The sequence below is a fragment of the Vreelandella lutescens genome (assembly GCF_014640815.1).
Classification (GTDB): Bacteria; Pseudomonadota; Gammaproteobacteria; order Pseudomonadales; family Halomonadaceae; genus Vreelandella; species Vreelandella lutescens.
Map to the genome: position 1 here is coordinate 50,438 of NZ_BMHM01000009.1, position 14,172 is coordinate 64,609.

Consider the following 14,172-nt stretch of genomic DNA (forward strand, 5'->3'; position numbering starts at 1 on the left):
TATCACCCCAGATAGAGGTCTATTTGAAGCTTGCAATGGCGGCCATCGTCAAAAATGAGCGAGATAGCCTGCCTGAGTGGATCGCTTTCCACTTGGCGGTAGGGGCTAGCCATTTCTTGATCGCTGATAATACCAGTGATGATGGCTCTTTCGCGTGGCTGGAGGCGCTAGAAAAAGCAGGTATTGTGACGCTGATCTCGGTGCCTACTGAAGATAAGCCACCTCAGTTATCGGCTTACCAGCAGTTGCTCGCTAAGTGTCCTCAGTTGATTGATCTTGTTGCGTTTATTGATGCAGATGAGTTTTTATTACCTACAGATGATGGGCTGGTAGAGTGGTTAGGTGAGCGTTTTGCTGACCCTGAGGTAGGGGCGATGGGGTTAAATTGGGCATGCTTTGGTTCTAATGGTGCGAAATTTCGTGAAGATGGCTTAGTGATTGAGCGTTTCACACAACGTGCTGAGCGTGGCTTTGGCCCAAACCACCATATTAAGAGCATCGTGCGTCCTGATTACGTCGATCGTTTTCTTAACCCTCATATTGCTCGTTTGCAGCGAGGCCATTATATCAACAGTCAAGGGCAGCCCTTGGTCGAGCGTCGTGCTCCTGATGGGGCCGTGCGCGTTGGCTTAAGCGAGCAGGTCTGTTGGGAAGGCGCGCGTATTAATCACTATCTTGTGAAGTCTGTAGAAGAATTTATTTTAGGTAAGGCGCGTCGCGGTAGTGCCGCCACGCCTAACTATCAGAAGCAGCGCGACTATTTTATGCGCCATGACCGCAACGATACTGCGTGTTATATGGCCGCTGAACTCGCGCCTAAGGTTAAACAGAAGATGAAATGGTTACAGCAGCTTTCCGACAAGCAGCAGGCCACGCCTGAAAGTGCCGATGAGCACTCTACCGGACATGATTTAACACGCTGGTTAAAACGCCGGGTGAAGGAGTGGGCATCCACTACGCCAAACAGCGATCAAGCGCCTATCGAGCGTTGGTCGTTAGATTACCCCTCTGAGCATCGTGGTTCTCGGTTTCTGCCCTCTGGAAGAGTTGTGCAGGGCTGGTTACTGTTGCCGGAAAGCCTCGCTGAAATGCAGTCTCAAGTGCGTATTATTGCCCAGTGGCTGCCTACCTATGAACTATGCTACCCGCTGGATATTGATCGTCCGGATGTGATTAAGAATGTGTTGTCGGTCTCGCCGGAGCAGCACCCCCAGCGTAGCTGTGGTTTTCGTTTTACTGTGCCCCCCAAACTGGGTGCCTTTCGTTTATGGTTAGCGTTAGATGACCAGCGTTGGCCCTTGCAAGAAGTGAGTGTCGATACGCTAGACGTAGAAGCATCGCAGCCGCTGAAGGTGTTGGAAGGTAAGCAAGGCTGGCTGTTTCTGGATAACGATACCAATGGTAGCGTGGACCAATTCACCGGCCGAATGCACCTGACACCTGAAGGTGTTGAAGGGTGGCGTCAGTACTTAAGCCAGCTTGTAGTGACGGCAGAAAGCCAGCCGTGGGCTCTGTTAGTGGCTCCTTCTAAAGAGAGTGTGATGGGGGCCCTGTACCATCCGTTTCAGGAGGGCGCTTCTGGGCCGATGCATCAGGTGTTGGCTTTAGAAGCCGCTAAGGAATTGGTGTACCCCGTTTCAGAGCTTAAAGCACTAGGCGACGGCGCTTTTATTCCCACAGATACCCATTGGACGCATAAAGGTGCTTTATCCGCATCGCTTGCGTTAGCCGAACGTTTGGGGCTGGACAAGGCGTCATGCGAAGCGGTATTCGCCAAAGATCGCTATAAAGTGAGAGCCATGGGGGGCGACCTGGGCAATAAGCTGACGCCCAAACAGGTATCTGAAGTAGAGGTGCTGAGTTCGTTCACCCATACCCGTTATAAAACCTATGACAACGGCCTGCCTAATTTTGGACGTTTACTGGTCATGGAGTACCCGGATGCATTGAATCCAGGGACGTGCCTCTTGTTTGGCTCTTCTTCCAGCTACTCCATGTTCAACTATCTCACCAGAATCTTTCGTCGCGTGGTGTTTGCTCACAGTGCTGGCAATGTTGACCCTGCACTGGTGGCTGCGGTTTCCCCTGATTATTTAGCCGCACAAACAAATGCCCGTTTTGTTGTGCAAGTGCCCACGGTGGCTTACAGCTTGGACGAAATGATACGCCACAAGGGCTCGCAGCTGGATGAGAAGGCGTTTGAAGGCGTGCTTGAAAAGCGTATCATCGCCTCCGATGAGTATCTTCAGGCAGTTGGCGTGCTTCAGTGGGACTACACTGCACGTACGCTATTTGCATAAATGTTGCCTTGTCAATGAATTAGCTTGAGGTGGTAATGAGGCAGCATATTGTTCGTTTAAAAGAGTGTATGGCGGCAGTTGGCCGCTTTATTAACATGCCGCCCATTTGGCGTCGTCAGCCGGTGTTGCACGTAATAGCGCCACCTGCGGTTAACAGCGAGCATGCCACTGAGGGGCGTGATGTCGCTGAGCAGGAAGTCCAAGCACTTGAGACTCCAGCATACGAGACCACCCAGTGCCGAGCCGTGGGTAACCGCCCCTGGCCGGGCTGGAATATGATTGAGCTTGATGGGCTAGAAGGCGATGCGCACGGTGCCGCCACTTTAACGCTCTACACGCGCCGTCGTACCGTTGAGTATTCGGTCTCACTACGGCCTGGTAAAACCACGAAACGTATTATTTGGGTGCCGGTTGGCGTTCGCGATATCACGCTCTCCTTTAGTGCTTCTACTGAAGCGCTAAGCGCCGCTACCGTGCAGTGGGTATGGTTGACGCCTTGGTTTGCACATAACCGCTTGGCGCGTCGTTTGATTAATAATCATCCCGACTATAAGGGGCTGCGTACCCGCAAGGTGATTAGGCAGTTGCATGTTGCGTCGGTGGCAAAAGGCTGCTGGTGGCGTACAGTGGCACTCGCAGATTATGACCAAACGCACGCCAAACAGCATATTAACGACGATTATGCTCGCTGGATTGAAACGACCGAATGTGAAACCAGTTGTGATGCTCAGCAGCTGATTGCTGGCTTGCATCATGCGCCGCTATTTTCTCTTGTGATGCCGGTTACGCATGAAGATTTTCAACGTGGGGAGAAGTACTTTGTTGCCACCATTGACTCGTTAAAAGCGCAAAGTTACTTTTTTTGGGAAGTCATTATTGTACTTTCCGCAGATATTACGGATGTACAGCGACGCACGTTGGAGCGTTATATTCCTTCGTCTAGCCGTGTCAGCATGATTCGTAGTTATCACCGTACGTATGCCAAATTAGATCATCAGGGGTTCATCCAGACGCATGGCGATGGCGTAATGCGTATTAGTGTTGGCGACCAGCTTGCCAAAGAAGCGCTTAGCCAGTTAGCAAATGCGTGGAATGACTATCCAGACGCACAGCTTTTTTATGGCGATGAAGATGTTATTAGTAGCGATGGTGTGCGTTCTAAACCGTCGTTCAAGCCTGATTGGAACCCAGACCTGTTATTGTCGACCAACTATATTGGCCGTTTGGCGCTGTATAAGCGCCGGTTGCTATGGCAGCTAGAGGCAGAGCAGGCTGATTTACTGTCACATTTAACGAATCGTGCGGCCGTCGATTATGCGCTGGCGCTGACGTTTTTAATGTGGAAGAGCACGCATGGAACTCCGCGTGCTGTCTATCATCTGCCAAAGATGTTGTACCATCGCAACGCGCTGTTTAACTATGGACTATCTCAGAAAGACGCGGTGTTCTTAGTTGATAGCGTGTTGAAGCAGCACGTAGCAAGTGCACAAGCGGTGGTGCATCCAGGATTAACCGAGCATTCTGTACGTATTGAGTGGCCGATTCCTAACCCTGCACCGTTGGTGAGTTTGTTAGTACCTACTCGCAACGGTGTGGATATCCTACGCCCTTGCGTGGATGCTATTTTAGAGCGCACCGCATATACCCATTTTGAGCTGTTGATATTAGATAACCAAAGCGACTGCCCTGAAGCGCTGGCTTATATGCGTGAAGTAGAGCAGCGTGACCCGCGGGTGCGTGTACTGCATTGGGATCATCCTTTCAATTATTCAGCCATTAATAATTTTGGTGCTGCTAACGCTCATGGCAGCATTATTGGCTTGGTGAATAATGATATTGAGCCAGTGAATGAGCACTGGTTGACGGAGATGGTTAGCCAAGTTTGCCGTTCTGAGATTGGTTGTGTGGGGGCGAAACTTTACTATCCTAATGGAATGTTGCAGCATGGCGGTGTCATCCTTGGGTTAGGCGATGTGGCAGGCCATGCGCATCGCTTTTTCCCTCGTGAAAGCGATGGCTACACAGGTCGTTTAAAAGTCGTTCAAAATTTGTCAGCAGTGACTGCTGCTTGTTTATTGCTGCGTAGGCATGTGTTTAACAATGTTAATGGTTTGAATGAAAAAGATCTTACCGTTGCTTATAACGATGTGGACTTATGCTTGAAAGTACGTGAAGCCGGGTACCGTAATTTATGGACACCCTTCGCGGAACTTTACCATCATGAGTCCATTTCACGCGGCGCTGATGATACGCCTACTAAGCGCGCACGCTGGCTAAGTGAAGTTGCTTATATGCGCCGTGTTTGGGGTAAACAGTTAGATAGCGATCCTGCTTATAATCCTAATTTAACGCTGGTGCATGAAGATTTTTCGCTCCGCTAACGCTGCACTTGCGCAAGGTGCTATCGACAACGTTAATGAGACGGGCGTGCGCGGGTGGTGCGCGACCTCTTCATGCGTTTGTATCTCTGTGAATGGCAGTGAGTTTTTTAACGCGTTTTGTTGGCGTGAAAGGCAGGATGTTCAGACTTCCTTGGGTATTGATACCACGGTTGGGTTTAACGCCCCTTTACGCCTACTGCCGGGAGATATTGTTGAAGTTACCTCTGGCGGTCAGCCGTTGCCGGGTAGCCCACAGCGTGTAGGCGCGAACGCTTGGTTGGCGGCACCGTCCAATCATCATACTGCTTTTGCGCCTCTCGCCAGCTTGCTGGAACGCACGGGGGCTAGTCACTTTAAACCTTTCTTCAAGCGTAACGCTGAGTTAACCGCCGTTGCCGTGCGCGGCGATGATTTCCCGGATACCTTGGTTAAACTGGCAGCCTCTCCGGCACATATTCAAGATGTGTCGGCCTTTTATGAGCAAGTGATTACGCCATTGGCGTTGCCAGCTCCCGCATTATTACCGTCTTCTAGTACATGGGGGGCCGAGCCTTGCTTGTCGTATGAGTATGTCGATGGGGTGTCGGTTTCTGCTGCGGTGCTATTGAGTGAGCAGGTGCGTCAGCAAGTTATTGATATATTGGGCCAATTGCATGGTCATTCCATCCCTGCTTTACGCCGTATTAATCCACAGCAGGCCTATCTGGTTGACTTGCAGCGCCTAGTACTACGGCAGTCGTTGTTGACCTTCGATGTTCGCCATGTCCTTTTTATGCTTAAGCTGAGACGGTGCGTAAAACACCTGCCTTGTGTGCTTTCGCATGGTGATCTTCACGCTGGTAACGTGATTGTCACCGAAAAAAGCGATACGGAACACGTGAGTGCGAAACATGGCCGTGCGAAAGATCGTAAGAACCCCGTACTCATTGATTGGGATCGCTGGGGTATGCTCCCTGTGGGCTATGACGAAGCTTGCTTTTTAAGAGGGCTGCCGTTTACACAGGCTCTTAGTTACCTGCCTCACCATATTGACCTCCGCTTGGGCTTTGCCGTGTTTAGTTATTGGCTTGGGTTAGTTGAGGATGTGAAGTTTCGGTTTACAGAAAAAGCGAAAGAAATAGCACGCTATGTTGAAGGTGCCCTGTGAAGCGCCCTGACAATTGGCTTGTTCTTAGTGATGGTGCGAAGCCCACAGAAGATATTTATTTTTTAAAGTCGGCGGCCTATTCCCTGCGACAGCAGGGCGTGTGTATTGAACGTGTTATCGCCTCTCGTTTCTTTGCCGCAGCTCGGTGGAAGGGGAGCGACTTATTACATCGTTACGCCGGAGCAAATCTGTTGCTCTGCCGGTCGTTGCCCCCTAGCTGGCTACGCTGGCTGGCGCGCCATCGCCATGCGTTTGGTTATGTGGTGTATCTAATTGATGACGATATTGTGGCCGCCGCTGACGATGCCACGCTGCCCGCGGCCTACCGCCAGCGTATGGCGGGGATCGCGAAACGGCAACCCGCCTTGCTGGCCCTGTGTGATGAGGTAGTGGCTTGTAGCGATGCATTAGCGGCGCGCTTTTCGGCTTTGCACCAACATGTATCCGTCTTAACGCCGCCGTTAATCGCTTCGTTGCCGAGGCTTGAGCATTTCGATGAGCCGCCTTCGGTTCAATCCCCTTGGCAAATCGGTTTTCATGGCACGCGCGCGCACATGCAGGATCTATTGCATATTACCCCGGCACTCTGGGCGTTGCTCAATCTACGCCAGGATATTCAGTGCGAGGTAATGTTGGGTAAGCATACGCCTACGGCACTCGCTTCTCTGCCCAACACCTCAACGCCAGACCCATTGCCGTGGCAGGATTTTCGCCATTATCAGGCAAGCCGGCGGGTGCATATTGGCTTGGCACCGTTATTGCAAACTCCCTTTAACGAGGGGAAGTCGTTTATTAAGTTTTTAGACATCGCGGCGATGGGTGGCGTGGGCATCTACTCGAATCGCTACCCTTACACAGAGGTAGTGCGCCACGGTGAAAATGGCTTGCTGGTGGGGGATACCCCCGATGAGTGGCGAGCCGCGCTGCAACAATTGCTTAATAATCCTGAGGCGACTGCTAACATGGCGCAACAAGCAGCTGCCGATGCGCTGCGCGTAGGTGCACCTCAACACGCGGTCGATTTTTGGCAGGCGCGTCAGCATTAAGCTTCAGAATTTTGATGAAGGGAGTAAATAGAATGGATGCCATTATTCAGGCTTTTTTTGACCAAACCCCAGATGCCAATGTGGCGAAAGAGCGAGTTGCCTTTGGCACCTCGGGCCACCGTGGCCGTGCCACCGAGCGCACGTTTAACGAAGCGCACATAATCGCTATTACCCAGGCGGTGGTGGATTACCGCAAAGAGGAAGATTACCAAGGCCCGCTGTTCCTTGGGGTGGATACTCACGCGCTTTCACGCCCCGCCTGGGAGTGTGCGTTGCGGGTGCTGGCGGCGAATAAAGTGCCGGTAATGGTCGAAAAGGGCCATGGTTATACGGCCACTCCTTTAGTCAGCCACGCGATTCTGCAGCACAACGCGCAGCAGCGTCATGCCATGCCTGCCATGAAAGCGGACGGCTTGATTATCACGCCTAGCCATAACCCGCCGGAAGATGGCGGTATTAAGTACAACCCTTACCACGGTGGCCCCGCTGATACAGAAGCCACCAAATGGATTGAGTTGCGCGCCAATGCTTACCTGCTTCGCCAGCTGAGTGATATCGCACTAGCACCGTTAGAAGAGGCGCTTGCCTACGCTCAGGAGTACGACTTCACCGCGCACTATGTGGCCCAGCTGGGTAACGTGGTGGATATGGCGGCAATCCAAAAAGCCAACTTAACGCTGGGCGTGGACCCCATGGGCGGCACGGCGCTGCCCGTGTGGCAGGCGATTGTTGAGCATTTCGGCCTGAACCTGGAAGTCGTGAACACCACTATTGATGCCAGCTTCAGCTTTATGCCGCCTGATCACGACGGCAAAATCCGCATGGACTGCTCCAGCGCGGATGCCATGGCGAATCTGCTGAAGATTAAAGACCGCTTCGATATCGCCTTTGGCAACGACCCGGACGCCGACCGCCACGGCATTGTGGATGCCAACGGGCTGATGAACCCAAACCACTTCTTAGCGGTGTGTGTGGATTACCTGATTAGCCATCGCCCGCAGTGGAGCGATTCGCTGAAAATCGGTAAAACGCTGGTCTCTTCTTCCATGATTGACCGCGTGGTGGCTTCGCACAACCGTGAATTGTTTGAGGTGCCGGTAGGCTTCAAGTGGTTTGTGGATGGCCTCTACGAAGGCTGGCTGGCTTTTGGCGGCGAGGAGAGCGCTGGCGCGAGCTTACTCACCCAAAAAGGTGAGGCGTGGTCGACCGATAAAGACGGCATCGCGCTGTGCTTGCTAGCCGCTGAGATTATGGCTGTGACCGGTAAAACGCCTAGCGAGTATTACCAAACTCTCACTGAACGCTTTGGCGAGCCGTTCTACAAACGGGTAGATACCGCCTGCACCGCGGAAGAGAAAGCCGCGTTCAAAAACCTCACCGCCGAGAGCATTACGGATACCACCTTGGCCGGAGACCCCATCACCGCCGTATTGGTTAAAGCACCGGGTAACCAAGCCGCCATTGGTGGTTTGAAAGTCACCACCGAAAACGGCTGGTTCGCCGCACGCCCCAGCGGCACAGAGTCACTTTACAAAGTGTACGCCGAAAGCTTCAAAGGCCCGCAACATCTGGAAGAGCTGATTGAAAGCGCCACCACACTGTTATCTAGCGTGTTGAAAGGGTAAGTAGTTCACGTAGCGCGGTGTAAAGCGGTAGCAAAGTGGGCACCCCGCGCGTTAAGCCGTATTACGTGGCCCCACGGTACTTAAGGTGAGCACCCGTAGCGCGGCGTAAGCGGAGCGCACCCGCGAAGCACTCCGCTAGGAGTGCCGATGATGGCACCGAGGTTTGATGCTTCACGGTGGCCTAATCCAGGCGGCTACCCGCCGCCCCCGCGGGTGCCTCTCTCGCTCGTTGCTCTCTCTCCTTCGTTACGCCGCGCTACGTGGCAGGCACGCCGCTCTAATGGTTCGCGGCACTCAAGAGAGGGCACCCGTAGCGCGGCGTAAGCGGAGCGCACCCGCGAAGCACTCCGCCAGGAGTGCCGATGATGGCACTGAGGTGTGATGCTTCACGGTGGCTTACTCCAGGCGGCTACCCGCCGCCCCCGCGGGTGCCTCTTTCGCTCGTTGCTCTCGCTTCTTCGTTACGCCGCGCTACGTGGCAGGCACTCCGCTCTAATGGTTCGCGGCACTCAAGGTGAGCACCCGTAGCGCGGCGTAAGCGGAGCGCACCCGCGAAGCACTCCGCCAGGAGTGCCGAAGGTGGCATAGAGGTGTGATGATTCACGGTGGCCTAATCAGGCGGCTACCCGCCGCCCCCGCGGGTGCCTCTCTCGCTTCTTCGTTACGCCGCTCTACGTGGCAGGCGCGCCGCTCTAATGGTTCGCGGCACTCAAGAGAGGGCACCCGTAGCGCGGCGTAAGCGGAGCGCACCCGCGAAGCACTCCGCCAGGAGTGCCGAAGGTGGCATAGAGGTGTGATGATTCACGGTGGCCTAATCAGGCGGCTACCCGCCGCCCCCGCGGGTGCCTCTCTCGCTTCTTCGTTACGCCGCTCTACGTGGCAGGCGCGCCGCTCTAATGGTTCGCGGCACTCAAGAGAGGGCACCCGTAGCGCGGCGTAAGCGGAGCGCACCCGCGAAGCACTCCGCCAGGAGTGCCGATGTTGGCACTGAGGTGTGATCATTCACAGCGGCATCATCCAGGCGGCTACCCGCCGCCCCTGCGGGTGCCTCTCTCGCTCGTTGCTCTCGCTCTTTCGTTACGCCGCGCTACGTGGCAGGCACGCCGCTCTAATGGTTCGCGGCACTCAAGATAGGCACCCGTAGCGCGGCGTAAGCGGAGCGCACCCGCGAAACACTCCGCCAGGAGTGCCGATGTTGGCACTGAGGTTTGATGTTTCACGGTGGCATCATCCAGGCGGCTACCCGCCGCCCCCGCGGGTGCCTCTCTCGCTCCTTCGTTACGCCGCGCTACGTGGCAGGCACGCCGCTCTAATGGTTCGCGGCACTCAAGGGGAGGGCACCCGTAGCGCGGCGTAAGCGGAGCGCACCCGCGAAGCACTCCGCCAGGAGTGCCGATGATGGCACCGAGGTGTGCTGCTTCACGGTGGCTTAATCCAGGCGGCTATCCGCCGCCCCCGCGGGTGCCTCTTTCGCTCGTTGCTCTCGCTCTTTCGTTACGCCGCGCTACGTGGCAGGCACGCCGCTTGAATGGTTCACGGCACTCAAGGGAGCGCACCCACGAAGCACTCCGCCAGGAGTGCCGATGATGGCACCGAGGTGTGATCATCCACGGTGGCTTAATCCAGGCGGCTCCCGCCGCCCCCGCGGGTGCCTCTTTCGCTCGTTGCTCTCGCTCCTTCGTTACGCCGCGCTACGTGGCAGGCACGCCGCTCGAATGGTTCACGGCACTCAAGGGAGGGCACCCGTAGCGCGGCGTAAGCGGAGCGCACCCGCGAAGCACTCCGCCAGGAGTGCCGATGATGGTACCGGGGTGTGATCATCCACGGTGGCTTAATCCAGGCGGCTCCCGCCGCCCCCGCGGGTGCCTCTCTCGCTCTTTCGTTACGCCGCGCTACGTGGTTCTACGGCACTTAATGCAGGCACTCCACTCTAACGATTCGTGGCACTCAAGATAGGCACCCGCGAAGCACTCCGCCAGGAGTGCCGGTGATGGCACCGAGGTGTGATTATTCCCGGTGGCTCCCTTGAGTGGGGGCATTTTGCCAATAACTTGTTCTGCCGTACTACGCGTGTTTTTCATGATGTTGTAAACTATGTAATTAACACTGGAGTGATATGGACTGGCGTGACGCTTGCTTAATAAATGTAGGTTACGTCACCTTTCGTATATCAAGGAAGACATATGTACACACCGTTATCAGCTGCGACTCAGCGTGTTTATACCCCTGTGAATGCTCTGGCCGTTCATGCTGAGCGCCTACAGGCTCAATCGCTCAGTGATTTGCTAGGTACTACTGAGTCTGCGCAACGTCGGGCAGAGTCTCTTGCCTTCACCTTTGGCACGCTACATCTGGATTTCAGCAAGCAGCGCTTAACCAATGAAACGCTCTCGTTGCTGGTGGAGTGGGCTCATAGCTGTGGGCTGGAAACGAAGCGCCACGCATTTTTCGCCGGTGCTGAGGTGAATCCTTCCGAAAAACGCCCTGCGCTGCACATGGCGGCGCGGTGGCCTGCGGGCTCTACACCGCCTAAGGGGATGGAAGCTGCCGCGACTTTTTGCCAGCAACAGCGGATGAAGATGGCAGATTTGGTGCAGCGTGTGCACAGTGGTGAATGGTTTGGTGCCACTGGCCAAGCCATCACTGATATTGTGCATATTGGCGTGGGTGGCTCTGATTTAGGCCCCAAATTGGTGAGTGAGGCACTGGCTGATCGCCCCAGCAGTGTCAAAGTGGGCGTGCACTATGTCTCGACCATGGATGGGTCGCAGTTACTGCCCTTAATGGAAACATTGAACCCTGCCACAACGTTGCTGGTGCTTGCGTCAAAATCTTTTACTACCGCCGATACTCAATTCAATGTCCGTACGGCGCTGTTATGGCTCAGTGATGCGCTTGAAGTGGAAGAGGAGACCATTCGCCGTTATCAACTGCTGGGTGTGTCATCTAAACCCGATAAAATGACTGAGTTTGGTATTCCCCAGGCGCATCAGTTGGAGTTCAAAGAGTGGATCGGCGGCCGATTTTCGTTGTGGTCTCCGATTGGTGTGAGTGTTGCCATGCAGCTTGGGGTAGAGCACTTTGATGCTCTCTTGGAAGGGGCGCATGCGATGGATCAACACTTCATCGCCGCTCCATTAGACGAAAACCTGCCCGCGTTAATGGCCCTGGTGGGGGCTTGGAATTGTCAATTTTTGAATATTCCTACGCACGCGGTACTGCCTTACGATGGTCGCCTTAAAAGCTTGGCTGCTTACTTGCAGCAGTTAGAGATGGAATCGAACGGTAAAAGCGTTGGTTTGGATGGGCGCTCCATCAACCATGCGACTTGCCCTATTTTGTGGGGAGACGTAGGGCCAAACGCGCAGCATGCGTTTTATCAGTTATTACATCAGGGTGGACATACTGTTAGCGCCGATTTTGTCGCGGTGGCAGAACGTACCGCTAGTGCTTTCGAGCATGCGAACACGTCTTTAAAAGATCAAGAAGCACTGACTTTGGCGAACTGTTTAGCGCAGTCGCAGCTATTTGCGTTAGGAGATGATGCGATACCACCCGCGTTACGGGGGTACATGGCTCAAGGGTATCGAGGCAACCAGCCTAACTCCGTTATACTCCTTAAATCGTTAGATGCGTGGTCGATAGGCGCGTTGCTAGCGCTATATGAACACAAAGTGTTTGTTCAATCGGTATTGTGGAACATCAATCCGTTTGACCAGCCTGGTGTTGAGCTAGGTAAGCAATTAGCCAATAGCTTATATCAAACCCTGGCGGGCCAGCCGATTGAACACCAGAATGTAGAAGATCCCGGTACTGCTCAGCTGCTGCGTAAAGTGAGTGAGTGGCGTCAGCAATGTAACGAAAAAGGAAGTGGTAAATGACTCAAGTACGCAAAGCGATTATTCCGGTGGCTGGTTTTGGTACGCGCCTGCTGCCGATCAGCAAGGCGATTCCTAAAGAGATGGTGCCGGTGGTGGATCGCCCTCTCATTCAGCACGTGGTGGAAGAAGCGCTGGCCGCTGGCATCAATGAAATCATTTTGGTTACCCGCGCTGGTAAATCGGCCATTGAAGACCATTTTGATGCTCATTTTGAGCTTGAGCATTCACTGGCCAGCAAGGGTAAAGATGCACTGCTGGAAACCCTTTCCGCTATTTCGCCGAAAAAACTGAAAGTGACCAGTGTTCGCCAGCCCAACGCGAAAGGTTTGGGACACGCGATTTTCTGTGCCGCCCACCTGCTGGATAAAGACGAGCCCTTTGCCGTTATCCTTCCGGACGTGCTGGTAAAACCTCAGTTAGGCAGCACCGCCTGTGATTTAGGCAGCATGGTAGAGCGTTGGAATGCAAACGATGCTTCCCAAATCATGGTTGAAGCGGTGCCGCAAGAAGACGTTTACCGTTACGGTATTGTGGATTGCGACGAGCCCGCCGCTGGCGAGAGCGCTACTATGCGGGGCGTGGTGGAGAAGCCTAAGCCGGAAGAAGCGCCGTCACGCCTTTCCGTGATTGGCCGCTATGTACTGCCGTACCGCATTATGGAGCTACTGCGCGACCAGCCGCCGGGCGCAGGCAATGAAATCCAGTTAACCGATGCGATTGACCGCTTGATGCAAGAAGGCCAAACCGTGCAAGCATTCCGCATGCATGGCCGCACCTTCGATTGCGGGCACATTGAAGGCTGGCTACAGGCCAACACGACGCTCGCCCGTGAAGCGGGCTACGACGTTTAACAGCCTGTTAAACGCTGTGTATTTGAAAACCGCCCACAGGGCGGTTTTTTACTTTTTGGAGGGGCTATGCAGGCATTACTGGAACAGGTACTGGCCATTGCCAAGGAGGCTGACCGGGCCATTATGGCCGTATATGGCCGAGCATTTGATGTCACGGTAAAAGTGGACAACAGCCCGCTGACAGAAGCTGATCAGGCAGCGCATAGAGTGATACTGCGAGGATTGCAGGCGCTTTCGCTGACTTACCCCATCTTATCTGAAGAGGATGTGGCGGGCTTTAGAGGGGTAGGCCAAGATGGCCGTTATTGGCTAGTGGATCCGCTGGACGGCACCAAAGAGTTCATCAAGCGTAATGATGAGTTCACGGTGAATATTGCGCTGATTGAGCACGGAGTGCCTATTATCGGTGTCGTCACAGCGCCTGCATTGGGAACGGCTTATATCGCTGCAGAAGACGTTGGCGCTTTCAGGATCGACGCTGAAGGGCAGCGCCACGTGATTCAAGTGGCGGGCAAACCCTCACCAGGAGCGGTATGGCGTGTGCTGGGGAGTCGCTCCCATTCAAACCCTGCCTTATCAGCCTGGCTGGATAAGCTGGGGGCGTACGACATTCAGCCCTTAGGTAGTTCGCTAAAAAGCTGCCTGATTGCCGAAGGCAAAGCTGACGTGTACCCGCGTTTAGGCCCCACCAGCCTCTGGGACACCGCCGCCGCCCACGCGGTCGTACGTTACGCCGGCGGCCGAGTGGAAACATTAGAAGGGCAGCCGCTCAGCTACGCAAACCCCTCCGAAACCTTAAACCCCTCCTTTGTGGTGTGGGGATATTCGTAGCGAGTGCTACCTGTTCGCTGCACTTACGGTGAGCACCCGCGCTACGGGTACGTGCAATTGCCCCGTGTTGATAGGTGTCACGGCACTTGAGGTAGGCACCCGTAGCGCGG

At 54.5% G+C, this 14,172-nt stretch carries 8 protein-coding genes; all 8 read left to right on the forward strand.

Annotated elements, in window-relative coordinates; genetic code table 11:
* Positions 1 to 23: 23 nt before the first annotated feature.
* The 8 genes from IEW65_RS16730 (at position 24) to cysQ (ending at position 14,062) form a co-directional block, all read left to right on the forward strand.
* Positions 24 to 2,300 carry a glycosyltransferase family 2 protein gene (locus tag IEW65_RS16730; protein ID WP_188640593.1) on the forward strand — a complete coding sequence of 759 codons (2,277 nt, stop codon included), beginning with the start codon at positions 24 to 26 and terminating at the stop codon, positions 2,298 to 2,300.
* Positions 2,301 to 2,335: 35 nt separating this feature from the next.
* The gene (locus tag IEW65_RS16735) at positions 2,336 to 4,681 is read left to right on the forward strand and encodes a glycosyltransferase (protein ID WP_188640594.1); all 2,346 of its coding nucleotides are present in this window, start codon (positions 2,336 to 2,338) and stop codon (positions 4,679 to 4,681) included.
* Positions 4,659 to 5,828 carry a phosphotransferase family protein gene (locus IEW65_RS16740; RefSeq protein WP_188640595.1) on the forward strand — a complete coding sequence of 390 codons (1,170 nt, stop codon included), beginning with the start codon at positions 4,659 to 4,661 and terminating at the stop codon, positions 5,826 to 5,828. Before IEW65_RS16735 ends, IEW65_RS16740 begins: the two co-directional genes overlap by 23 nt.
* A gap of 191 nt (positions 5,829 to 6,019) precedes the next feature.
* Positions 6,020 to 6,874: a glycosyltransferase gene (locus IEW65_RS16745; protein WP_229755610.1), complete on the forward strand. Its 855-nt coding sequence runs from the start codon at positions 6,020 to 6,022 to the stop codon at positions 6,872 to 6,874.
* Between the two features lie 32 nt (positions 6,875 to 6,906).
* A complete protein-coding gene (gene pgm, locus IEW65_RS16750; RefSeq protein ID WP_188640597.1) occupies positions 6,907 to 8,499 on the forward strand; it encodes a phosphoglucomutase (alpha-D-glucose-1,6-bisphosphate-dependent) in 1,593 nt (530 codons plus the stop codon).
* Positions 8,500 to 10,682: 2,183 nt separating this feature from the next.
* Positions 10,683 to 12,380 carry a glucose-6-phosphate isomerase gene (gene pgi / locus IEW65_RS16755; RefSeq protein ID WP_188640598.1) on the forward strand — a complete coding sequence of 566 codons (1,698 nt, stop codon included), beginning with the start codon at positions 10,683 to 10,685 and terminating at the stop codon, positions 12,378 to 12,380.
* Positions 12,377 to 13,231, forward strand: coding sequence for a UTP--glucose-1-phosphate uridylyltransferase (locus tag IEW65_RS16760; RefSeq protein ID WP_188640599.1), 855 nt, complete (start codon positions 12,377 to 12,379; stop codon positions 13,229 to 13,231). The genes pgi and IEW65_RS16760 overlap by 4 nt, the downstream gene beginning before the upstream one ends.
* A 66-nt stretch (positions 13,232 to 13,297) precedes the next feature.
* Positions 13,298 to 14,062 (forward strand): 3'(2'),5'-bisphosphate nucleotidase CysQ, encoded by a 765-nt coding sequence (cysQ, locus tag IEW65_RS16765; protein WP_188640600.1) that lies wholly within the window; start codon positions 13,298 to 13,300, stop codon positions 14,060 to 14,062.
* Positions 14,063 to 14,172 lie beyond the last annotated feature (110 nt).